The organism is Microterricola pindariensis (genome assembly GCF_002936985.1).
Lineage (GTDB): Bacteria > Actinomycetota > Actinomycetes > Actinomycetales > Microbacteriaceae > Microterricola > Microterricola pindariensis.
In genome coordinates, this window is sequence record NZ_MPZN01000050.1 from 1 (window position 1) to 23,108 (window position 23,108).

Genomic DNA, 23,108 nt, shown 5'->3' on the forward strand with positions numbered 1-23,108 from the left:
CGGGCACAGCTGCGCCGCCAGCCGGGGAGGTGAGGTGGGCTGCGAGGCGCGGGGCAGCACCCCGCGCCCCGCGCCCAGCCCTGGGCGCCTCGCGCCTAGCCCTTGGTCGAGCCGGCCAGCAGCCCGCGCACGAAGTAGCGCTGCAACGCGAAGAACACGATCAGCGGCACGATGATCGCCACGAAGGCGCCCGCCGTCAGCAGGTTCCAGTCCTGCCCGCGGCTTCCCGAGATCTCGGCCAGCAGCTTGGTGATCGGCGCGACCTTGCCGTCGGCGAAGACGAGGGCGACGAGGAGGTCGTTCCAGACCCAGAGGAACTGGAAGATCGCGAACGACGCGATCGCCGGCATCGTCAGCGGCAGCACGATCCGGAAGAAGATCTGCCCGTGGCCGGCACCATCCACCCGTGCGGCCTCGATCACCTCGGCCGGAATCTCGGTGATGAAGTTGTACAACAGGTAGATCGCCAACGGCAGAGCGAAGATCGAGTGCGCGATCCACACCTGGGTGTAGCCGACGCCGGCGTCCAGGTTGCCGAACAGCTCCACGTTGCCGATCTTGACTCCGCGCGAGAACAGGCTGAGCAGCGGCACCAGCGCCATCTGGATGGGCACGATCTGCAGCGCGAACACCCCGATGAACAGGGCGTTGCGCCCCTTGAAGTCGATCCACGCGAAGGCGTAGGCGGCGAGCGTGGCGATGCACAACGGGATGAGGGTGGCGGGGATCGTGATGGCGATGGAGTTGAGGAAGGAGTCGGCCATCGTCAGCTGGCTGTTACCCGCCGCGAGGACGTCCCGGTAGTTGTCCAGCGTCACCGCGGGGTTGGCAAACCAGGTCCACCAGCCGGAGCGGGTGATGTCGGCGGCGGGGCGGATCGACGAGATGAACAGGCCGAGGGTCGGCACCGTCCAGAACACGGCGATCAGCAGTGCGGCGAGCGTCGCCCAGCGGTTGGTGAGCCGGTTCTTGACCCGGCCCTGCGCGGTGTCGTTCCCGCTGCGCCCGAACGCCGCGCCGCGGCGAGCGCGGCCGGAGCCTGCGGTGGTGACCAGCTCGGTCTCTGTGCGGCTCATCGGATTTCCCTCTGCTTGGCGAGCTGTCTGGCGTTGTACACGATGATCGGCACGACCAACAGGAACAGCACCAGCGCGAGCGCCGCAGAGCGACCGAGCTCGAAGCCCTTCCACTGGCTGTACATCTCATTGGCCAGCACGCTCGTGCCGTTGGCGCCGGCTGTCATGGTGCGCACGATGTCGAAGACCTTCAGCGACACGATGGAGATGGTGGTGAGCACGACGATGAGCGACGGCTTGATCGCCTGCACGGTGACGTTGCGGAAGCGCTGCCAGCCGTTCGCCCCGTCGATCTCGGCGGCCTCCAACTGCTCGATCGGCACGCCCTTGATGGCTGCGGAGAGCACGACCATGGCGAAGCCAGTCTGGATCCAGATCATCACGACGATCAGGAAGAACGTGTTCCAGGGCTGATGCGCCAGCCAGGCCACGGGTTCGCCGCCGAACATGACCACAATCTGGTTGAGCAGCCCGATCTGCGGCTGGTCGGCCGGGCGCGCCGTGTACATGAAGCCCCAGATGATGCTCGCCCCGACGAAGGAGATCGCCATCGGCATGAAGACGAGGGCCTTGAAGTACTTCTCACCGCGCGACTTGTCGATGAACACCGCGTAGGCCAGGCCGATGACCGTCGCGAGGATCGGCACGAAGATGACCCAGATGATCGTGTTGACGACGGTGCGGATGCCGGTCTCCTGGGTGAAGATCCAGACGAAGTTCTCGAAGCCGACGAAGCGGTTGCCGCGGCTGTTCATGAAGGCCTGCCCCGTCGTGATGATCGTGGGGTAGATCAGGCCGATCGCGATCAGCAGGAAGGCGGGGGTGAGGAAGCCGACCAGTTGGAACAGGTAGCCGGCACCCTGCCTGGAGCGGTAGTCGAGCCAGAAGAAGACTCCGCCGAGCACGGCGGCCACGGCCGCGGCCCAGAGCACGGAGCCGAGGAACAGGAACGCCAGCAGCGGCACCAGCACGCATGCGGCGAGCCGGATCACCGTGTACTTGCGCCCGCTGCGGGGTGCGACCTCGAGCAAGAAGATCAGCAGCGCGATCACGGCGCCGAAGGCAATCACCACGACGACGACTTGCAGCAACGCCGGCAAGCTCGCTATCCAACTGAAGAACGCGGACATGGGCCCTCTCTCGTGTTCGCTGGTACCTGTGTTGAGGTGAGCGGATGCCGGTGGCCAGGGCCACCGGCATCCGCTCGTGTGAGGGTGCTACTCAGACGGCCAGGAGGCGTCGATCGTCTTCAGCACCTCTTCGGTGGACTTGCCGTTGATCCAGTCGACCATCCCCGTCCAGAACGAGCCGGCGCCCACGATGCTGGGCATCAGGTCGGAGGCGTCGAAACGGAAGGTGGTGCTCGGGTCCTGCAGGATGGTGATCGCTTCCTGCAGGATCGGGCTGGAGGCGTTGGCCGGGTCGAGGCCCTTGTTGGCGCTCAGCACGCCGCCCAGGGCGACGCGGCTGTTGGCCCAGTCGGCGCTCGAGAGGTACTCCTGCACCTTGATGGTGTCGGCGTCATTGGAGAATGCACCGACGATCTCGCCACCACCGGTCACGGCGTTGCCGCCGGCCTCAACAGAGGGGGTGATGAACGCCCAGATGTCGGCGTCGGGGCCCACTGTGGCGTTGCCGTTCTTCGGGTCTTGCAGGAAGCCGTCGAAGAAGCTGGCCTGGTGGGTCATCGCGCAGGTTCCGTCGCCCATGACACGGGCGACATCGCCAAACGGGGTGGCGTTGATCGTGCGCACGTCGCCGTAGCCGGCGTTGACGTAGTCCGGGTTGAGCAGGATCTCACCGAGCGAGTCGAATGCGTCCGAGATCGCCGGGTCGGTGAACGGGATCTCGTGGCTGACCCACTTGTCGTAGGTCTCCGGTCCGGCCTGGCGCAGCACGATGTCTTCGATCCAGTCGGTTCCTGGCCAGCCCGTTGCGGCGTCGGAGCCGAATCCGGCACACCACGGCGGTTTGCCCGTCGCTGTCTGGATGGTCTTGGTGAGCGTCATCATCTCGTCCCACGTGGTCGGAACCTCGACGCCCCACTCAGCGAACTGTGCCGGCGAGTACCAGACGAAGCCCTTGAGGCTGGCCATCAGCGGGGCGCCGAAAAGCGTGCCGTCCACGCTGGCGTAACCGGCCCAGTCCTCCGACCAGCCGTCCTTGACGTTCGTGGCGACGCCGTCCGGCGCGAGCTGGATGTAGTCACGCGAGACCATGTCCGAGAAGAGCCCGGGCTGCGGGAAGATGGCGAGGTCCGGGGCGTTGCCGCCCTGCGCACGAATGGCGATCTGGGTCTCGAACTCCTTGCTGCCCTCGTACTGGATGTCGATGTTGTTGGCCTTCTCCCAGTCGGCCCACGACTGCTCCAGAAGCTCGGCCTCGGTGTCGACGATCGTGCCGTAGATCGTCACAACACCGTCCGCCTCGCCCGCGTCGCCCGGCCCGGCCGGGGCGCTGCCCCCACCGCCCGAATCAGACGCGCACCCTGAGAGCAGAAGCCCCAGGGCCGCGAGGGCTGCCACCGGCAGAAGTACCCGGCGAGAATTCTTCAACTGCATGATTCCTCCTCATTGAGTGCGTGAGAGCGCTCCCACGTCGGCCAGTCAAGCGAGTGTGCGCAGGATGCGCAAGGCCGACGAGGGGATCGTCACGACAACGTTAAGCAGTGAGTGCCGCTCAACTCAATGATTCGGGAGCACGGCGGCGCCGCTGACAGTCGAATCGTTATCCGGCGCGGCGGCCGCATCCGGGCGCCGGAGCGCGGCGCGAAGGCGCGCTAGGCGTCGCCGAGGCTGATGGCCTGCGCCTCCTCGAGCGGGGTCTCCTGCAGGCCGTCGGCCGCGCGCAGCCAGCGCCGGCCGAGGATCACGATGGCCACGGAGACGAGCACGGCGAGCGCCCCGGCCACGAACGGCGCCGATGGGGAGAGCGCCTCGGCCAGCAGCGTCGCGACGGGCGGCGCGACTGCGCCGCCGAGGAAGCGCACGCCGGAGTAGGCGCCGGAGGCGACGGAACGGGGCAGGTCGGTGGCCTCCATGACGCACTCGGTGAGCACCGTGTTGAGGATGCCGAGCAGCATTCCGCCGACCACGACGCCGACGATCACGGCCGCGAGCGAGTGCACGAACAGGGCCATGGCGAGCAGGTCGAGGGCCAGGAGCGGCATCACCAGCCAGAGCACCCGGGTGCGCGGCATCCGCCTGGTGAGGATCGGCGCGACCCAGACCGAGGTGATCGCGACCGAGACGCCCCAGCCGAAGAAGACCAGGCCGAGGCTGATGGCGTCACCGACTCCGAGCGGCACGAGCGCGAACGGCGTGTAGGCGAGCAGTACGAAGAAGGCGAAGTTGTAGAACACGGCGGCGGCCGCGAGGATGCCGAGCGCCGGCCGGGCGAGGGCCCGGAACGGCGCGGAGAGGCGCGTCGGGGCTGGCCGGGCGGCGCCGTCGACCGCGCCGGGCTTCAGCAGCACGAGGATCGCGATGAACCCGACGGCCATGAGCGCCGCGGTGCCGAAGAACGGCCCGCGCCAGCTGATGCTGCCGAGCAGGCCGCCGAGCAGCGGGCCGATGGCGAGGCCGAGGCCGAGGGCGGCCTCGTAGAGGATGATCGCCGAGGAGGTGCCGCCGGACGCCGCACCGACGATGGTCGCCAGCGCGGTCGAGATGAACAGCGCGTTGCCGAGGCCCCAGCCGGCCCGGAAGCCGATGATGGTCTCGATGTCGCCGGCGAGGCCGGCCGCCAGTGCGAAGACCACGATGAGGGCGAGGCCGGCCAGCAGCGTCTTCTTCGGGCCGATCCTGCTCGAGATCCAGCTCGTGAAGAACATCGCGACCCCGGTGATCACCAGGTAGCTGGTGAAGAGCATGACCGTCTCGGTGGGCGTGGCACTGAGCTCATCGGCGATGGCCGGCAGGATCGGGTCGACCAGGCCGATGCCCATGAACGCGACGACGCTGGCGAAGGCGACAGCCCACACCGCCTTCGGCTGGTGCAGGATGCTGCTGCGGGCTTCGAGAACGTCTGTCATCTCATGCTTCTTTCGTGGTCGCGATGGGCGCATCGAGGCGCTGCTGCACGATGCCGACGGCACGGGCGATCGCAGCGATCTCGTCGGGGTCGAGCCCCTCGAACTGCGGCAGGATCGCGGCGATGAGCTCGGTCCGCCAGGCCTCCAGCGCGGCCTCGCCGCTCTCCGTCGCGGCCAGCAGCGTGGCCCGGGCATCCGCCGGGTCGGCAACCCGCTGCACCCAGCCGCGCTCCACCAAGGTGTGCACCAGTTTGGTCATGGTGGGCTGCGCCACACGGCTGAGCGCGGCGAGCCCGCCCAGGCGCACGGGACCGGCGTGCCGGAGCGCGCTCAGGGTGCGCCACACGGCCGGGGATTCGGTGCCGTCGGTGAGTTGCGCCGCCATGCGCGTGAGCTTGTTGCTCACCACGATGAGTTCGCCGAGAACCGCGGGAAGCTGATCGACTGAGTGTGCCATCCTGCCATTTTACATAGCTTGACTATGCAAAAGGCCGTTCCCGCCATTTCTCGGAGGAAATGGGCACCGCCCGCACCCTCGAAATGCGCCTGAGCCCCGTCAGTATGATGGCGACATGACAGGCGTGACACACAGCGAGGGGGAATCGGCTCGCGTCACCCGGATTCTGCGCGAGGAGATCATCGGAGGCGCGCGGGGGCCGGGCTCGCGCCTGGTCGAACGCGAGATCGCCGCGGCCCTCGGCGTCAGCCGTGTGCCGGTGCGTGAGGCACTGCGCGTCCTGCTTGCAGAGGGCCTCGTCTCGCCGCGGCCGAACAGCTGGATGACGGTGCGCCAGTTCTCCGAACGCGACATCGAGGAGCTCTTCGAGATGCGTGCCGCGATCGACTCCCTCGCGTTCGCACTCGCCGCCCGCAACGCGAGCGCGAGCGAGCTCGCGCGGCTCGCCCTGGCATTGTCCGACGAATCGAAGTCCGCGGCGAATGGCGACGCGGCCGCCTCGCGAGCCGGATCCGCGGCCTTCCACGAGATTGTGATCGAGATCTCGGGCAACTCGCTGCTCGCCGAGATCTGGCGAACCCTGAGTGGGCGGATGCGCTGGCTGCTCGGCCAGCACGACCACCCCATCGAGATGCACGAGGAACACGCGCGGCTCTACGCCGCACTCGCCAGCCACGACGAGGAGGCCGCGGCCGCGCTCGCACTCGCACACCTGGAGACGAGCCGACGCGCCTTCGAGCGCCACCTCGCGCTCGAGCCGGAGGACTCGGTTCAGGGCTGAGCGCGCACGGCCCAACGCCGCCGCCCGCCGCCAGCCAGCAGCCGGGACCCTGGCCCCGTTAGACCGTCGCCATCTCGCGCGCCGCGACGTCGGGGAAGAAGCAGGCGGCGGAGTGCGCGGTGTCGGCGCCGAGAGCGGGGCGCTCGGCGGCGCACCGATCGCGCGCGATCGGGCAGCGCGTGCGGAAGGTGCAGCCGCTCGGCGGGTTGGCCGCGTCCGGCGGCTCCCCGGCGAGCGCGTGCTTCGTGCGCGCGGCGCCCGGCCGGGCAACCGGCGCGGAGGCCAGCAGCGAGCGGGTGTACGGGTGGCGGGGAGCGGTGAAGAGATCGTTCTTCGGGCCGCGCTCGACGATCCGCCCGAGGTACATCACGGCAACCTCGTCTGCGATGTGGCGCACGACGGCGAGGTCGTGCGAGACGAAGAGGTAGGCGAGCTGCAGCTCGCTCTGCAGCTCGGCGAGCAGGTTGAGAATCTGCGCCTGGATTGAGACGTCGAGCGCGGAGACGGGCTCGTCGAGCACGAGCACCTCGGGCTTGAGCGCGAGGGCGCGGGCGATGCCGACCCGCTGGCGCTGGCCGCCGGAGAACTCCGAGGGCTTGCGTTGTGCCATCTCGGCGCTCACGCCGACGCGGTCGAGCAGCTCGGCGACGGCCTTCGCGTCGTAGCGCCCGGCGATCCTGAGCGGCTCTGCGACAATCTCGTGCACCGTCATCCGCGGGTCCAGGGCAGAGTACGGGTCTTGGAAGACCATCTGCATCTGCGTGCCGAGACGCTTGCGCTCGGAGCGGCTGCTGGCGGTGATGTCCTTGCCGAACACCTCGATCGAGCCGCGGGTCACGGGCGTGAGCCCGAACAGCGATCGGATGAGTGTCGACTTGCCGCAACCGGACTCCCCGACGAGGCCCAGCGTCTGGCCGCGCTTCAGCTCGAGGCTCACGCCGTCGACGGCCTTCACGACGCGACCGGAGGCGAACCGGCCCGCGCGACCAAAATGCACGGCGAGGTCCTTGACCTCGACGACGAACTCGCTCATACCTTCTCCTCGCTCGGGGCGGATGACGGCCGGATTCCGATCGCGATCGGGATCGGCCCGCTCGCGAAGTGGCAGGCGGAACGCACGCCGTTGCCGCGATCGGTGAGCATCGGGCGCACCTCGCTGCAGCTGGCCTGACCCCGCGCAACCGCGCAGCGCGGCTCGAAGGCACAGCCGCGTGGCCGGTTGCGGGGCGACGGCGGATTGCCGGGGATCGCGTACGCCCGCTCGCTGTCGTCACGCAGCAGGCTGGCCAGCAGCCCCTGGGTATAGGGGTGGGTGGGTCGCTCGAACACCTCGACGACGTCGCCGGACTCGACGATGCGGCCGCTGTACATGATGAGCATGCGCGACGCGTTCTCTGCGGCGAGCCCGAGGTCGTGCGTGATCAGCACGAGGGCGGAGCCGAGCTCCTCCCTGGCCGCCTCGAGCGTGCTCATGACCTGCGCCTGAATCGTCACGTCGAGCGCGGTCGTCGGCTCGTCGGCGATCAGCAGATCCGGGTCGTTGGCCATCGCCATCGCGATGATGGCGCGCTGTCGCATCCCGCCGGACCACTGGTGCGGGTAGGCCCGCGCCCGCGTCTCCGGCTGCGGCACCCCGACGGTGCGCAGCAGGGCGTGCACCCGCGCGAGCGCCTGCTTCCTGTCGACCTTGTTGTGCAGGCGCACGGCCTCCGCCAGCTGGTTGCCCACGCGGCGGAGCGGGTTGAGCGATGTCATCGGGTCTTGGAAGATCATGCCGATCTCCTTGCCGCGGATGCCGCGCATGGCGCGATCACGCAGGCCGAGGAGCTCGCGGCCGCGCCACTGGATGGAGCCCCGCGTGACGCGCAGGCCGACGGGGAGCAGCCCCATCACGGCGAGCATCGTGAGGCTCTTGCCCGATCCGGACTCACCGACGATGCAGAGCACTTCTCCGGTCCGCACCTCGAAGGACACGCCGTCGACGAGCGTGACCTCGCCGCTCGGCGTGTCTGTGACGATCACCAAATCGGTGACCCGGAGCAGGACGGGCACGGAATCGGGCAGAGACTGCGTCGGCGCAATGGCCATCTCAGCGCACCTTTCGAAGGGGAAGGGTTCCCTCTGCCGTGAACTTCTGGCTGAGGAATTGGATGCCGACGACGACGAGGAAGATCGCGAGCCCTGGAAGCACGGCCGGCCACGGGTCGATTCGAAGCGTCTTCTGCCCCTCGAGGATGAGGCCGCCCCATGTGGGCGATGGCGGCTGGACGCCGAGCCCGAGGTAGTCGAGACCGGCCTGGATCAGCATGACGACTCCGATGTCCGTGACGGCCAGGATGAGCATCTGCGGCACGACGTGCGGAAGGATGTGCTTGCGAATCGTCCATCCGGCGCCGGCGCCGAGCATCTGCGGTGCGAGCACGAAGTCTCGGTCGCGGAGCGACATCGCGGTCGCCCGCGCCACCCTCGCGTACCCCATCCAGAAGGTGCAGCCAAGCACGATCACCATGAGGAGCGCGCTCGGCCCCACGATCGAGGCGATCGCGATGAGCAGCAGGACGACCGGCATCGCCAGGTTCACCTCGCTGACCAGGGTGATGAAGCTGTCCATCCAGCCACCGAAGAAGCCGGCGCACAGCCCCATCGTGACCCCGAGAACCAGGTTGATCGCGACGATTGCGAGCGCGATCAGCATGGTCGTGCGGCCTCCCTCGGCCAACCGGCTCAGGGAGTCACGCCCGATGGCGTCCGTCCCGAGGGGATGGGCCGGGTCGGCGAACGGGAGCAGACGGGCCCGCGAGAGATCCTGCGCGAGCGGGTCAAAGCCGGGAAGCAGCGGCACGATGAGAACGAAGAGCAGCATGCTTGCGATGAGTGCCACGCCCACGAAGGGGAGCACGGAGCCGCGGGTGCGGCTGCGGGCGCGCCGGCGCCCGACACGCGGGGTCTCGACTGCCATGGCGATGGTAACGGTGGGAATCACGAGGGCCTCACACGGGGATCGATGACCGAATAGAGCACGTCGACTGCGATGTTGACGATGACGAAGATCATGGCGACGACGAGGAGCCCGGCTTGGACGACGGCGAAGTCGCGCTGGCTCACCGCCGTGATGAGCACTTCGCCCAGCCCGGGCCAGGCGAACACCTGCTCGACGATGACGGCGCCGCCCAGGAGGCCGGCGAGGTTCAACCCGGCGACCGTGAGCACGGGCAGCAAGGCGTTCGGCAGCATCTCGGTCACGACGACGGCGGGGTGGCTCTTGCCGCGGGCGTACGCCGTGCGGACGTACTCCTGCCCAGCCTGTTCGCTGAGACTGGAATCGAGCAGGCGCACGTAGAGCACGAATTGCGCGGTCGCGATCGTCGCAACGGGCAGGACGAACGAGGACGGCCCCGTGTAGCCGAGGCTCGGCAGCGCCCCGAGGCCGACCGAGAAGATGAGCACGAGCAGCACACCGAAGAAGAAGTCGGGGATGGACTGCCGCATCGACCCGCCCCAGATGAAGAGCGAGCGAAGCAGTTTGCTTCCGCGGATGTGGATTGCCAGCGCGGCGATCAGAGCGAGCGCGAGGCCGACCGCGAAGGCCGTCAACGCGAGCGTCATCGTCGCGGGCAGGCGCTCGGCGATCAGTGTGATCGCCGGCACCCCGGGGTTGCGGTAAGAGTTCCCGAAGTCGCCGCTGAGCACCCCGGTGGCGAAGTCGAGGTACTGCTCGAGGAGGGGGCGGTTGAACCCGAGCGTCTCGTTCAGGTCGTGGATCTGTTGCTCGGTCGCGCCCTCGGTGAGCATGAGAGCCGCGGGCTTCCCGCTCGCCCGCCCCAGCACGAATGCGATCGTGAGGACGCAGAACACGGTCAGGGCTGCTTGGAGCAGCCGCCGCGCCACATATTTGGTCATGAGGAGTCCGGACTTCCTGGGGTGGGGGTGGGTGAGGGCTCCCCCGGCCGCAGCCGGGGGAGCCCAGTTCCGCTACTGCGTGAGCGCGACGTCGCTCGCCCGGAAGATGCCGTCGGCGGCGGGCTTCCAGCTCAGCGAGGGATTGACCGCGAAGTTGTTCGACGGGCTGAACAGCGGCACGTGCGAGACCACTTCGGCGTTCCTCTGCCAGATCTCCTCGAACACGGAGGCGCGCTCCGACTCGGAGGCTGACTGCTGCTTGAGGTAGAGCTCGGCGAACGCGGGGTCCCGCGCGTAGTCCTCCGGGCCACCGGCCAGGAGCTGGCTGACGACGACATCGCCATCCATGCTCGAGGGCGACCAGTAGCTCAGGTAGAGCCCGCTGATCTGGTGGTTCGCGATGGCCAGGCTCTGGCTCGCCTGCTCGGCGCCGACCAGCTTGATGTTCAGGCCGGCGGTCGTGAGATAGCCCTCGATCGCCTGGGCGATCTCGACACTCATCGCGAGGCCCCCGACCGTGGCGTAGTTGAGCGTGATCTCCTCGCCGTCGTAGCCGGCCTTCTTGAGCAGGGCCTTCGCCTCAGCCGCGTCGTAGACGGGAACGGGGAAGCCCGCGACGTGACCGGTGACGCCTTCCGCGACGAGCTGTCCGGTCGCCTCGCCGTAGCCGCCGAGCAGCTGCGTGATCAGCGCCTCGCGGTCGATTGCCACCGAGATCGCCTGACGCACCAGCTCGTTGCCGAGAGCTCCTGCCGTGGTGTTCACTCCCAGGAAGATGACCTGGTTCGACGGGGCGGCGATGACGGATGCCTGGGTCGAGCCCTCGAGCACGGGTACTTGGTTCGGCGGGATCACCGCGGCATCCAGGGTGCCGGACTCGACACCCGTGACCCGAGCGTCTTCCGCTCCGACGAACGCGAACGTGACGCTGTCGAGGGCCGCCGGCTCGCCCCAGTAGCCGTCGAACCGCTCGACGACGTAGTTCACGCCGTGGTTCCAGGAGACGAAGGAGAACGGGCCGGTTCCGACGGGGCTGTCGACGAACTTCTCCAGCTCGACGGAGTAGACCGCCTCGGGAACGATGCCGATCGTCGCAACCTGGTTGAGCCACGCGCTGAACGGGTTGTTGAGGGTGAAGCGCACGACGCCGGGCTCCACCTCCTCGACGCTCTTCACCATCGCGACGGCTGGCCGGTTGGTGGAGATGTCAGAGCCGAGAATCGTCTCGTACGTGTAGATGACGTCTGCGGCGGTCAGCTCCTCGCCGTTGTGGAACTGCACCCCCGTGCGGATCGTGAAGTCCCACACGCTGAGGTCGTCGTTGTGCTCCCAGGACTCGGCCAGGCCCGGCTCGATCTCGCCGCTCGCCGTGATGCGCGTGAGCCCGTCGTAGATCGCGTAGTACATGTTCCACGCCGCGATCGAGCGGGTCATGATCGGGTCGGTGTTGCTCGGCTCCGCCGCCATGGCGAGTGTCACGTCGCCGCCGGTCTCAGCGCCGGCGTTGCCCCCGCCCGCGTCGGCGGCCGTGGGCATGCAGCCCGACAGCAGGCCGGCGGTCAGCAGCGCAGCGGCCAACGCGCCTATGGTCTTGAACTTCATTGTTTCCTCCATTGGAACTGCGTGCATGGGATGTCGAATCCACACGGAACCTGTCCGACCCCGACTCGGTAGTTTGGTATACCAAAACTACGTCCTCGTCATCTTGAACGATCACTCGCCCCCTGTCAAGAGGATGGGGCGACCGAAGTTCCGGCGAGCAGGACGCCCATTTGCGGCCGCCCGGCAACCTCGACCTCGTAGCGCTCCAGCGTCTCCAGATCGACGATCGTGAGGCCGTCCCACGGCCCACGGCTGGTCGAGCCGCCCATCATGATCGCCTTGCTGCGCCCATCCGCCGGGCTCAGCCACTCGATCACGTTCTCGTGCCCCTTCTCGAGCGGGAGCACGGTCTCCCGGTCATTCGCGAGGTCGCGGATCGTCAGGCTGGGTCCGCACGTCGCTCCCCCGACGGCCCCGACCCCGACGACGAGCAGCCGGCCATCGACGGTGAGCCCGACGCCGTGCTGGTGGGTGTCGCCGGTCATCTCCCGGGTCTCGTACTCCTGCGTCGCGGGGTCGAAGATGACGAGCCCCTTGCCCTGATAGGGCATGTAGAGCCGGCCGTCTGCCGACACAGCGGCGTAGTGCGGCTTCTGGTGCGAAAGCAGCCCGCCCTCGACGCCGTAGGGCGCGACCACGGCCCGCACCACTTCGTGATCGGCCAGGCGAATCGTGTGCACGGTGAAGGAGTCGTGGTCGATCGTGTAGACCTCGTGCCCGCTCGGGGAGATCTGCACGTCGAACGGGCGCAGGCCGACGTCGAGCGACCGCACAAAGACACCGCTGGACGTGTCGAACACCTCGACGGAGGACTCGCGGCCCTCGCGGCTCACCCCGACGTACACGGTCAGCCCGTCCGGGGTCACGACGACCCCCGTGCCGCCCGGGCGCTCCTCGCCGTACTCGAAACGCTCGGCCTGGTCGAGGAACGGGACGAGCGCAATGCGGGCGCGCCCGTCGAGGTCCACCACCGCGAGGCCTTCTGCCGTCGAGACGTATGCGCGGCCGCTCGGCTCGTGGACCGCGACCGCCCAGGGGGCGATCCCGACCTCGATCCTGGCGATGACGCCCACTCCACCCTCGCTCGGGTCCACCAGGGCGAGCCCGTTCGACCACCCCTCGGTCACGGCCAGAATCGCGCCATCGCGCCCAACGGTACTCGTCGCCTGCTTGGTCACAACCATCTCCAGTTCGTCATTGAATGTGTTGGAGCCCACCGCGAGCGGAGCTCTGATGGCGACGGTAGCAGATTTGGTATACAGAAATTCGCCTATGACGTTTATGCCTATGACGTTTCTGAGTGCTGCCGGAAAAGGCGAATGCCCCGACTGGCGTGTCGGGGCATTCATAGTGGGTGGACTACCGGATCCAGGTGGCTGACTGCGCCAGGTGGCTCCGGTACATATCCGGCGGGTGGCTCTCGGCCAGGCTTCCGTCACCGGAGAGGTACGCCTCGGCGAGGAGACCGCCGAGCGCTGCGGCGAATGCTCGCCAGGTGGTGTTTCGTGTATTCACGGGGTGGTGCTTTCTGTGTGCGCGTCCACCACGATGTGGGTGCAGAGCACAGCCGCGCGGGCTCGCCGAGGCGAGCGGGCGCGTCAGCGCGGACGCGGGGTTGCCGACACTGCCGAGTGGCAGGGCGGATGCCTCAGGCATCCGTCGACGGCTCCTCACGCGTCGTGCACCGGGCCGCGAGAACGCGACCCAGAGAAACGCAAAAGGGCGCCGCCCCGTTTCGGGGGCGACGCCCTCGGAACGCGGAATACCTGGGTAATGAGGTCAGAGACCTCGTACTGGCAGGAGACCGCGTCCGAAATTGCGGGAGCGTGACTCGATGGAGTTCGAAAACTCCACGAGACGGCGCGTCACGCAGCAGTTTGTGCCCGGCGAGCCGGGCGCAAATTACTTGAGGGTGACGGTTGCGCCGGCCTCTTCGAGGGCAGCCTTTGCCTTCTCGGCGGTCTCCTTGTTGGCGCCTTCGAGGACAGCCTTGGGGGCGCCATCGACGACAGCCTTGGCCTCGCCAAGGCCGAGCGAGGTGAGCTCGCGGACGGTCTTGATGACCTGGATCTTCTTGTCGCCAGCAGCCTCGAGGATGACGTCGAAGGAGTCCTTCTCCTCAACCTCTTCAGCAGCAGCGCCAGCGCCACCGGCAGCGGCGACGGGAGCGGCCGCGGTGACCTCGAACTTCTCTTCGAACGCCTTCACGAACTCGCTGAGCTCGACAAGCGTCAGGCCGGAAAACTGCTCGAGCAGTTCGTCAGTGGTGAGCTTCGCCATGATGTATCTCCTAAATTTCTTGGTGTTGTGGAACGAGAACGTCGGGCGCTTACGCGGCCGAGGTCTCCAGCTTTTCGCGAAGCGCGTCGATGGTGGCGGCAGCCTTGCCCATCGTCGCCTTCATCATTCCCGCTGCCTTCGCAAGCAGAACCTCGCGGCTCTCGAGCGAGGCGTACTTGTTGACCTCGTCGGCGTTGAGGGCCTTGCCCTCGAAGACGCCGGCCTTGATCACAAGATTCGGGTTTACCTTGGCGAAGTCACGGACTGCCTTGGCGGCGGCGACGAAGTCGCCGTGCACGAAGGCGACGGCGGACGGGCCGACGAGGTCGGCATCCAGCGTCGTGATCCCCGCGTTGTTCGCGGCAATCTTGGTCAGCGTGTTCTTCACCACGGCGTAGTTCGCGTCCTGACGGATGTTGCCGCGCAGCTGCTTGAGCTGGGCAACCGTCAGGCCGCGGTATTCGGTCAGCAGAACGGCGGTCGAGGTCTCGAACAGGTTCGTGAGCTCGGCAACCGTGGCTTCCTTGTTCGCCATGGCCTACTCCTATATGTCTACGTCACACATCGCGGAAGCGATGTGCACCCAGACCGCCCGGATTGGGGCAACAAAAAAGCTCCGGCGCAAGCGCACGGAGCTGGAGACAATCTCAACGATTGAAAACTACTTCACACACCTGCGCGGGCCCTTGTTCTCACAAGCCTTCGGCCACTCTGCATTACTGCGGAGCGACAACCAGCGGTCTTTGGCTTCGTAGAGACTAACGGATGCCGCGGGCGCCCGCAAATCGGCCGACACCGCATCGCCGACCCGAAGATCCCTCAGCTTCGCCGAATAGCCCCCATACTGGGGTGGAACACACTGCGTGCGCGCGGAGTCCTCTGCACACCCTGGCGCACCTGCAGGCACTCAGCAGGGAGGACATCGCCATGGCAGCCGAACTCACCCCCGCACCGGAGAAGCGCCGAAGGGGCCGCCCCGTTGACACGGCGCTCGGCCAGCGCATCCTGAGCGTCACGCTGCAGCAGCTCTCCGCACTCGGCTACACCAAGCTCGAGATCGAGTCCGTGGCGGCCGCCGCCGCCTGCTCGAAGACCACGATCTACCGCCGTTGGGGCTCCAAGGGCCAGCTGGTGGCCGCGGCCATCGCAAGCGGGTACCAGGATGGCCCAGCCATCGACACCGGCACCCTGCTCGACGACCTCGTCGAGCACACCTCCGGCGGGCACTCCCTGCTCGCGCTCGGCAATCTTCCCGCGGTGGCGTGGGCGGCCACGTTCGAGCCAGAGGTCGCCAGCGTTCTGCGTGAGAGCGTGCTGAAGGCCCAGGACGCCGCGGCCGACGCCCTGATCGCGCGCGCCATCGCGCGCGGCGAACTCCCGGCGGATGCCGACGGTCGCGCGATCCTGCACGCGGCGCTCGGCCTCGGGCTCTACCGCCGGTACATCTCAGAGGACGAGGGCCTGCCGGAGCAGACGCTGCGCCAGGTGCTCGCGGCGCTGATCGACGCGCCGCCCCGCGTCCTGCCGGCGGGTTCCTAGCCGCCGCGGCATCCGCGACCCGGGGCGGTAGTTGACAACGGTCAACTAGAATTATATAGTTGACCGTTGTCAATTAGATCATGGAGCCCGATGTCACAGAGCACCACCGGCGTAGCGAAGAAAGCGCCGAAGAAAGCACGTCCCCCCAAGCAGAGCAAGCAGGAGCGAAACGCAGAGCTCAGCGAGAACGGCATGACCCACCGCGAGGTGATGCAGGCACTGAGCGGCCTCCTCCTCGGCATGTTCGTCTCGATGATCGCCAGCACCGTCGTCGGCACCTCGATGCCCCTCATCATCGGTGAGCTCAAGGGTGACCAGGCCGCATTCACCTGGGTCATCACCGCCACCCTGCTCGCCACCACCGTGTCGACGCCCATCTGGGGCAAGTTCGCCGACCTGTTCAACCGCAAGCTGCTGCTGCAGCTCTCCATGGTCATCTTCGTGCTGGCCTCGGCGATCGCCGGGTTCTCGCAGGACCCCAGCATGCTCATCACGATGCGCGTGTTCCAGGGCCTCGGCGCCGGCGGCATGGCGGCACTCAGCCAGATCGTCATGGCCGACATCATCAGCCCGCGTGAGCGCGGCAAGTACGCCGGCCTGTTCGGCGCGGTGATGGCCATCGGCACCATCGGCGGCCCGCTGCTCGGCGGCGTGATCACCGACACCCTCGGCTGGCGCTGGAACTTCTTCGTCGCCCTGCCGTTCGCCTTTGTGGCGATCATCCTGCTGCAGCGCACCCTGCACCTGCCCAAGCGCCCCGCGCGCAAGGTCTCGATCGACTACCTCGGCATGGTCCTGATCTCCGGCGGCGTCTCGCTCCTGCTGGTCTGGGTGAGCCTCGGCGGCACGCAGTTCGAGTGGGACTCGCTCACCAGCATCGGCCTCGTCGCGGCATCCGTGCTGCTGCTCATCATCGCCGTGTTCGTCGAGCTCAAGGCCAAGGAGCCGATGATCCCGCTGGACCTCTTCAAGAGCCGCACCTTCACGCTCTCGGTCGTCGCCAGCATCTCTGTCGGCGTCGCGATGTTCGGCACCTCGGTGTTCCTCAGCCAGTACATGCAGCTGGCCCGTGGCGCGACCCCGACCGAGTCGGGCCTGCTCACGATCCCCATGATGGGTGGACTGCTCATCTCCTCGACCGTGGTCGGTGGCCTCATCAGCCGCCACGGCAAGTGGAAGGGCTTCATGATCGCCGGCAGCGCGCTCAGCGTCATCGGCAGCTACATGCTCACGTTCCTGCACTACGACACCAACTTCTGGTACGTCGGCGTCTCGATGTTCCTGCTGGGTGCCGGCGTCGGCATGGTCATGCAGAACCTGGTGCTCGTCGTGCAGAACCAGACCGCGGCCAAGAACATGGGTGTCGCGACCAGCGCGGTCACCTTCTTCCGCAGCCTCGGCGGCACCATCGGCGTCACGGTGATGGGCTCACTGCTCGGCACCGTCGTGGCCAGCAACATCAAGGACCACGTGATGAAGCTCTCGCCCGCCAAGCAGGCCGAGGCGATGCAGGCGCTCGGCGATGGCCGCATCCCGCAGGTCAACCTGCTGCCCGACTTCCTGCGCGAGATCGTGGAGAGCGCATACGGCACCGGTGTCGGCACGATCTTCATGCTCGCCGTGCCGCTCGCGATCGTCACGCTGATCGCCGTGATCTTCCTGCCGAACGCGCAGCTCAGCACGCTGACCTCGATTCAGCGCGCCAAGGCCGAGGCGAAGGGCCAGCCGGATGCCCCCGGTACGCTGAAGCGCGAGATCGAGGATGCCGAAGACGCACTCATCGATGCGGGCGCGGCGACCGCGGCGCTGCCGGCGGTCGGACTCGCCCACCCGACGGACGTGGAGTCCGAGCGGGTGGATGCGGGGGCCGTCGGCTCCGGTCAGAGCAAGACAACCGAATAGGAATGCAGCAGATGAGCCCCGACCACTCCCCGGACACCGACGCGGCGATCGCCGAGGTGGAGGCGCAATTGGGCGTGCTGTTCACGCGCGTTCGCACGATGTGGAAGGTCGGGGCTCAGCGCGTGCATCCCGAGCTGCAGCCGGTGGGCTACAAGCTGCTGGCGTCTCTGGTGCGGTCGGGCCCGTGCCACGCCGGCGCCCTCGCCGAGCAGCTCATGACCGACAAGAGTGTCATCAGCCGCCAGGTGAAGCTCATGGAGGAGCTCGGCCTCCTCGTGAGCGTCCCTGACCCGACCGACGGCCGCGCCCGCATCCTCACGGCGACGCCGGAGGCCGTGCTGAAGATCAACGCCGTCCGTGACAGCAACAAGGCGCTGCTGCGCTCGCGGCTGGCCGACTGGACCGGCGAGGACCTCGACCGCTTCGCCACACTGCTCAGCCGCCTCGCCGAGGTGCCGCTCGGAGAGTAGGCGTCTCGCCGATTCCACGCCGCACAGACTGAGCGTCTCGCCGATGGGCGGGGCGCTCAGTTCTCGTTGCGGCCGAACACCAGGAGCCCTGCCATCACGGCGAGCGCCCCGAGCCCGCCGATCAGCAACACGTCGTCGGAGACGTTGATGTTGACGATGGGGCCGGGCGCCGCAGCCGGCGCCTCGGTAACGAGCTGATCCTCCGGCTCCTGCACGTCGGCCTCCTGCTGCCCGGCCCAGTCGGCTGTCCCGTCGTCCGCGAGAGCCGCCACGGGCGGCTCTGGCAAGGGCACCAGCGGCGGCACGAGCGGCGGAGTGACCCCGCCCTGATCGGGCGCTCCCCCGGCGCGCACGACTGCGCTCGGCGCGCTCAGGCAGCCGAGTGCGGGGGCGGCGTCATCCGAGCCTCTGGTGATGGCCAGCACCCGGATCGTCTGGCCGAGGTCTGCGCCGCGCACGATGTACTCACCGCGCGGCGGAGCGGGTGTCGAGGTCGGAGCAGGGGTCGGGGTCGGGGACGGGATCGAAGACGGAGCCGGGGACGGAGTCGGGGACGGCGACGCAGTCGGCGTCGCGCCCGGCTCCCCCGCGCCCGGCGCGGCCGGCTCAACGATCCACTCGAAGCGCACCCGCGCGCCGTCGAACAGCCCGCCGACGGCCGTCGCGGTGAGCGTCGATGCGACAACCGGCTCTCCGCTCAGCTGCACGTCGACGAGCGCGCAGCGCGGATCCGGGCCCTGCGGCGAGGCCCCGGCCGGCCCCACGCCGGAAAGGTCAACCACGCCGAGGACGTCACCCACGGCGGGCTCGACGCCGCCCGGGGCCGCGGAGGCCGCCAGCGCCGGCACGGGAGCCGTGAGCGTGAGGGCCGATGCCACGACGAACGCGCCGGCGGCGAGCGCGCAGAACGCTCGTCGACTGCGCGGCTTCTGCACCTGAATCTCCTGGCTGACCCGGGGAGGCACGCCGGCCCGGCGCCCGCGAGTGCAGGCCCAACCCCGCGACAAGGCTAATAGACCGCCGCCGGGTCGCTCGCCGGGACACGGCCCGGCCGGCATCCGTCCCCGGCTCGTCGGCAGATCGGTGTGTCGGCAGATCGGTGTGTCAGCGAATCAGGGCGCGAGCGGCACCGTCACGGTGAACACGGTGCGGCCCGGCTCGCTCTGCAGCGCCACCGTGCCGCCGTGCGCCGCGACGACGGCACGCACCGTCGCCAGGCCCAGCCCGGTGCCGGGCGCCGCGACGGCCTCCGGGCCATCCTGCCCCGCCCGGAACCGGGACGGGTCGCCGCGCACGAAGCGCTCAAACACGCTGCCCTGCACCTCGGGGTCGACGCCCGGGCCGTCATCGCTCACGGTGAGCACGGCCTGGTCGCCGACCCGGTGCAGGCCGAGCTCCACCGTCGTGCCCGGCGGCGTGTGCACGCGGGCGTTGGCGAGCAGGTTCACCACGACCATCTGCAGCCGGCTGGCGTCACCCTGCACGACGACGGGCTCCTCGTCGAGGTCTGCGCCCCACTCGTGGTCTGGTCCCGTCACCTGGGCGTCGCCGAGGGCATCGACCGCGAGCGCGGTCAGGTCCACGGGCAGCGACTCGAGCGCGCGGCCCTCGTCGAGCCGGGCGAGCAGCAGCAAGTCCTCGACGAGCGCGCCCATCCGTCGCGACTCGGACTCGATCCGGGCCAGGGCGTGCGCGGCATCCGGCGGCAGCGCCTCTGGACTGCGACGGGTGAGCTCGGCGTAGCCCCGGATGGCGGCGAGCGGCGTGCGCAGCTCGTGGCTGGCGTCGGCGACGAAGTGGCGCACCTTGCGCTCGCTGGCCTCGCGGGCGGTGAGGGCGGATGCCACGTGCCCGAGCATCCGGTTGAATGCGGCGCCCAGCTGCCCGACCTCTGTGCGCTCGTCGGCGTCCCCGCTCGGCACGCGCTCGGCTAGGGCCACCTCGCCGCGGTCCAGCGGCAGCTCGGAGACGCGGCTGGCCAGCTGCGTCACCCGCTCGAGCGGGGCCAGTGCGGAGTCGATCAGGCGCCGGCCGGCGAGCACGGCGATCGCGACGCCGAAGAGGGCGACGATCGCGATGATCAGCCCGAGCTGGGCCGAGGTGCCCTCCACCGTGGCGAGCGGCAGGGCGATGACGAAGCCGATCGCCGGGCCCTGCGGGCTGACGATGGCGCGGTAATCGCCGAGCCCGGGCAGGTCGACGGTGTGCGGTGTGCCGTCGGCGGCGACGGTGAGCAGCGCGGCCCGCTGGGCGTCGCTGACTTCGAGCACGCCGCCGGTTTCGGAGATGCGGCCGGCCGACTGCACCGATTCGCCGAGCAGCACGGCGCCGATCGTGCCGACCGGCTGGCCGGGCACGCTCAGCACGAGGCTGGCGTCGTTGCGGCCGGGCAGCGTTCCGCCGGGCGGCGGCCCGCCGCTGATGCCGATGCGGCCGCGGTCGGCCGCCGAGAACAGCTGGGCGTCCAGGCGGTCCAGCAGGGAACCGTGCAGGGCGGCGACGCTCACGAGCCCGACGATCATGGTGATCAGCACGAACAGCGCGATGACCCCGAGCAGCAGGCGCCGCCGCAGGGTCAGCGGGGCGCGCAGTGCGTCGAGGGGCGAGGGCCCGGCCACCGGCCGGGCGGGAGCCCCGGCGGTGGCTGGGGCCTGCGTCATCCGATCGCCTTGATCATGTAGCCCGCACCGCGCACCGTGTGGATCATGGGCTCGCGGCCGGCGTCGATCTTCTTGCGCAGGTAGGAGATGTAGATCTCGACGACGCTCTGCCGGCCCTCGTAGTCGTAGCTCCACACCCGGTCGAGGATCTGGGACTTGCTGAGCACCCGGCGCGGGTTGCGCATCAGGAAGCGCAGCAGCTCGAACTCGGTGGCGGTGAGCTCGATCGGCTCGCCGGCCCGGCTCACCTCGTAGCTGTCCTCATTCAGAACGAGGTCGCCGACCCGGATCACCGGCTCGCTGCTCTGGCCGAGCGCCGAGCGCCGGATCAGCGCGCGCAGGCGCGCGATCACCTCCTCGAGGCTGAACGGCTTGGTCACATAGTCGTCGCCGCCCGCCGTGAGGCCGGCGATGCGGTCGTCGAGCGAGTCCTTGGCGGTGAGGAAGAGCACGGGCACCTCGCTGCCGTCGGCGCGCACCCTGCGCAACACCTCCAGCCCGTCGAAGTCGGGCAGCATGATGTCGAGCACGATCGCGTCGGGGCGGAACTCGCGTGCCGCCGCCACCGCGCCGCGCCCGTCGCCGGCCGTGCGCACGTCCCAGCCCTCGTAGCGCAGCGACATCTTCAGCAGGTCGGTGAGCGAGCGCTCGTCGTCGACGACCAACACGCGCACGGGGCTTCCATCGGCGCGCAGCGGGGCTGCGGTCTGGGCGGCGGCGGTTCTGGTGTCGAAGTTGGGGCTGGTCACGGATCGAGTATGTGCCGTCGAGCTATGAGAAGTCTATGAACCAGCTCAGCGGATGCCGCATGGACCCGTCATAGTGTTCTGCCAGCTTCGCCATAGCCACCCGATAGTCGCCCTCCCTACTTTCGGAATCGTGCCGAGGCCGCTCCCTGACCTCGTTCCCCGCACGATCGACTTTAGGAGCCCCATGTTCTTCACACTTCTCCGGCGCGAGCTCGCCGGGCGACGCAAGCAGACGGTGATCATCGCCGTCGGAATGGGCCTCGCGATCGCGCTGGTGATCGTGGTGAATGCCTTCTCCGCCGGCGTCAAAGAGGCGCAGGCGTCGGTGCTGTCCTCCATGTACGGCGTCGGCACCGACGTGACCGTGACCCAGTCGCCCAGTCCGCCCAGTGCGGGCGATGCCTCCGGCGGCCCTGGACGCTTCGACTTCGGGGCGGGCGCCGGGGCCTCCTCCGACGGCACGACGGCGATCAGCACCTCGCGGCTGGAGGCCTCGCGCGGCACGAGCACCTTCGACGCGGCGACGCTGACCACGGTCGCCGGCATCGACAACGTCGCCGCGGCGTCCGGCACCCTCGCGCTGAACAACACCACCTTCAGCGGCGAGCTGCCCGACATGTCGCAGATGCAGCAGGGCGCGGCTCCCGGCGACGGTGCCGCCCCGCCGCAGGGCGGGCCGGACGGCGCGGGCGGCAGCTCCTTCGACGTCGACTCGTTCAGCGTGCTCGGCCTCGACCCGAGCGCGGCAGCGGTCGGCCCGCTCTCCTCCGTGACGCTCAGCGACGGCCGCACCCTCTCCACCGCCGACTCCGACTCCTCGGTCGCGGTGCTCGACGCCGACTACGCCACCACCGCCGGCCTCGCCGTCGGCGACACCATCGCGGTCGGCGACAGCAGCCTCGAGGTCGTCGGCATCGTCAGCTCGAACTCGGCGGATGCCGCAACCGCCGCGAACGTCTACATCCCGCTGGCCGTTGCCCAGCAGCTCTCTGGCCTCGACGGCCAGCTGAGCACCGTCTACGTGCAGGCCGCGTCGTCGAACGACATCGCCCAGGTGCAGAGCGAGCTGGAGGCGGCACTGCCCGACGCGACCGTCAGCACGCAGGCCGACCTGGCGTCGAGCGTGTCTGGATCACTCGCCACGGCGTCCAGCCTCGTCACGAGCCTCGGCCTCTGGCTCTCCGTCGCCGTGCTGTTGGCGGCCTTCCTGCTCGCCATCCTCTTCACGATCTCCGGCGTCAACCGCCGCACCCGTGAGTTCGGCACGCTCAAGGCCATCGGCTGGTCGAACCGGCGCATCGTCGGCCAGGTCGCCGGGGAGTCGACGGTGCAGGGCCTGATCGGTGGGGCCGTCGGCGTCGTGGTCGGCCTGATCGGGGTGCTCGCCATCAACCTCGTCTCCCCCACCCTGAGCGGCGGCGTGGGCGGCACCGGCGGCGGCGACAGCCAGCTGGCGGCCGGCCCCGGCGGTGCAGGCGGCCCCGGCGGGATGCCGGGCGGCTTCGGGCAGGCGGCCTCCGCGGCCGCGTCGACCGACATCACCCTGCAGGCCCCGGTCGCCCTCGGCGTCGTGCTCGTGGCCGTCGGGCTCGCGGTTCTCGGCGGACTCGTCGCGGGGGCGTTCGGCGGCTGGCGGGCCGCGCGGCTGCGCCCCGCCGA

Annotated in this window: 22 protein-coding genes; 5 read left to right on the forward strand and 17 right to left on the reverse strand. The window is 69.0% G+C overall.

Features of this window, described 5'->3' with window-relative positions; all coding sequences use genetic code 11:
- Positions 1-95 precede the first annotated feature (95 nt).
- The 5 genes from GY24_RS13120 to GY24_RS13140 all read right to left on the reverse strand — a co-directional run bounded on the left by GY24_RS13120 (position 96) and on the right by GY24_RS13140 (position 5,566).
- Entirely contained in the window at positions 96-1,076 is a 981-nt protein-coding gene (locus tag GY24_RS13120; protein WP_104476494.1) for a carbohydrate ABC transporter permease, read from the reverse strand.
- Entirely contained in the window at positions 1,073-2,206 is a 1,134-nt protein-coding gene (locus GY24_RS13125) for a carbohydrate ABC transporter permease (RefSeq protein ID WP_104476496.1), read from the reverse strand. The genes GY24_RS13120 and GY24_RS13125 overlap by 4 nt, the downstream gene beginning before the upstream one ends.
- Before the next feature lie 87 nt (positions 2,207-2,293).
- Positions 2,294-3,637, reverse strand: coding sequence for an ABC transporter substrate-binding protein (locus GY24_RS13130; RefSeq protein ID WP_104476498.1), 1,344 nt, complete (start codon positions 3,635-3,637; stop codon positions 2,294-2,296).
- A 218-nt stretch (positions 3,638-3,855) separates the two neighbouring features.
- Positions 3,856-5,109, reverse strand: coding sequence for an MFS transporter (locus tag GY24_RS13135; protein ID WP_104476500.1), 1,254 nt, complete (start codon positions 5,107-5,109; stop codon positions 3,856-3,858).
- 1 nt (position 5,110) lies between these two features.
- On the reverse strand, positions 5,111-5,566 hold the full coding sequence (locus GY24_RS13140) for a MarR family winged helix-turn-helix transcriptional regulator (RefSeq protein ID WP_083365138.1): 456 nt from the start codon (positions 5,564-5,566) through the stop codon (positions 5,111-5,113).
- 115 nt (positions 5,567-5,681) lie between these two features.
- Here GY24_RS13140 and GY24_RS13145 point away from each other — a divergent pair, with 115 nt between their 5' ends.
- Positions 5,682-6,347: a GntR family transcriptional regulator gene (locus tag GY24_RS13145; RefSeq protein WP_104476502.1), complete on the forward strand. Its 666-nt coding sequence runs from the start codon at positions 5,682-5,684 to the stop codon at positions 6,345-6,347.
- A 58-nt stretch (positions 6,348-6,405) separates the two neighbouring features.
- Here the strand turns inward: GY24_RS13145 and GY24_RS13150 are convergent, their stop codons facing one another.
- The 9 genes from GY24_RS13150 to rplJ form a co-directional block, all read right to left on the reverse strand.
- The gene (locus GY24_RS13150; RefSeq protein WP_104476504.1) at positions 6,406-7,380 is read right to left on the reverse strand and encodes an ABC transporter ATP-binding protein; all 975 of its coding nucleotides are present in this window, start codon (positions 7,378-7,380) and stop codon (positions 6,406-6,408) included.
- Positions 7,377-8,435, reverse strand: coding sequence for an ABC transporter ATP-binding protein (locus GY24_RS13155; RefSeq protein WP_104476506.1), 1,059 nt, complete (start codon positions 8,433-8,435; stop codon positions 7,377-7,379). The genes GY24_RS13150 and GY24_RS13155 overlap by 4 nt, the downstream gene beginning before the upstream one ends.
- Position 8,436: 1 nt before the next feature.
- A complete protein-coding gene (locus GY24_RS13160; RefSeq protein WP_104476508.1) occupies positions 8,437-9,330 on the reverse strand; it encodes an ABC transporter permease in 894 nt (297 codons plus the stop codon).
- On the reverse strand, positions 9,327-10,247 hold the full coding sequence (locus GY24_RS13165) for an ABC transporter permease (RefSeq protein ID WP_104476510.1): 921 nt from the start codon (positions 10,245-10,247) through the stop codon (positions 9,327-9,329). The genes GY24_RS13160 and GY24_RS13165 overlap by 4 nt, the downstream gene beginning before the upstream one ends.
- Before the next feature lie 72 nt (positions 10,248-10,319).
- A complete protein-coding gene (locus tag GY24_RS13170) occupies positions 10,320-11,849 on the reverse strand; it encodes an ABC transporter substrate-binding protein (protein ID WP_161498739.1) in 1,530 nt (509 codons plus the stop codon).
- A 125-nt stretch (positions 11,850-11,974) separates the two neighbouring features.
- Positions 11,975-13,033, reverse strand: a complete 1,059-nt coding sequence (locus GY24_RS13175; protein WP_133161192.1) for a YncE family protein — start codon at positions 13,031-13,033, stop codon at positions 11,975-11,977.
- 175 nt (positions 13,034-13,208) lie between these two features.
- Entirely contained in the window at positions 13,209-13,364 is a 156-nt protein-coding gene (locus GY24_RS17690) for a hypothetical protein (RefSeq protein ID WP_156786410.1), read from the reverse strand.
- 387 nt (positions 13,365-13,751) lie between these two features.
- Positions 13,752-14,129: a 50S ribosomal protein L7/L12 gene (gene rplL, locus GY24_RS13180; RefSeq protein WP_083365146.1), complete on the reverse strand. Its 378-nt coding sequence runs from the start codon at positions 14,127-14,129 to the stop codon at positions 13,752-13,754.
- A 49-nt stretch (positions 14,130-14,178) separates the two neighbouring features.
- Entirely contained in the window at positions 14,179-14,664 is a 486-nt protein-coding gene (gene rplJ, locus GY24_RS13185) for a 50S ribosomal protein L10 (RefSeq protein ID WP_083365147.1), read from the reverse strand.
- A 392-nt stretch (positions 14,665-15,056) separates the two neighbouring features.
- On the opposite strand from rplJ, the gene GY24_RS13190 reads away from it, so the two are divergent.
- The 3 genes from GY24_RS13190 to GY24_RS13200 all read left to right on the forward strand — a co-directional run bounded on the left by GY24_RS13190 (position 15,057) and on the right by GY24_RS13200 (position 18,040).
- Positions 15,057-15,668, forward strand: coding sequence for a TetR/AcrR family transcriptional regulator (locus GY24_RS13190; RefSeq protein ID WP_161498740.1), 612 nt, complete (start codon positions 15,057-15,059; stop codon positions 15,666-15,668).
- A gap of 192 nt (positions 15,669-15,860) precedes the next feature.
- On the forward strand, positions 15,861-17,570 hold the full coding sequence (locus tag GY24_RS13195; protein WP_104476526.1) for an MDR family MFS transporter: 1,710 nt from the start codon (positions 15,861-15,863) through the stop codon (positions 17,568-17,570).
- 11 nt (positions 17,571-17,581) lie between these two features.
- Positions 17,582-18,040: a MarR family winged helix-turn-helix transcriptional regulator gene (locus tag GY24_RS13200; protein ID WP_161498741.1), complete on the forward strand. Its 459-nt coding sequence runs from the start codon at positions 17,582-17,584 to the stop codon at positions 18,038-18,040.
- Between the two features lie 56 nt (positions 18,041-18,096).
- On the opposite strand, the gene GY24_RS13205 is transcribed toward GY24_RS13200, so the two are convergent.
- The 3 genes from GY24_RS13205 to GY24_RS13215 all read right to left on the reverse strand — a co-directional run bounded on the left by GY24_RS13205 (position 18,097) and on the right by GY24_RS13215 (position 21,449).
- Complete coding sequence (locus GY24_RS13205; protein ID WP_104476520.1) at positions 18,097-18,975, reverse strand: hypothetical protein; 879 nt, start codon at positions 18,973-18,975, stop codon at positions 18,097-18,099.
- A 177-nt stretch (positions 18,976-19,152) separates the two neighbouring features.
- On the reverse strand, positions 19,153-20,700 hold the full coding sequence (locus GY24_RS13210; RefSeq protein WP_104476522.1) for a sensor histidine kinase: 1,548 nt from the start codon (positions 20,698-20,700) through the stop codon (positions 19,153-19,155).
- A complete protein-coding gene (locus tag GY24_RS13215) occupies positions 20,697-21,449 on the reverse strand; it encodes a response regulator transcription factor (RefSeq protein WP_202972948.1) in 753 nt (250 codons plus the stop codon). The genes GY24_RS13210 and GY24_RS13215 overlap by 4 nt, the downstream gene beginning before the upstream one ends.
- Before the next feature lie 184 nt (positions 21,450-21,633).
- Here GY24_RS13215 and GY24_RS13220 point away from each other — a divergent pair.
- On the forward strand, positions 21,634-23,108 hold a 1,475-nt coding region (locus tag GY24_RS13220), incomplete at its 3' end, for an ABC transporter permease (RefSeq protein ID WP_104476525.1).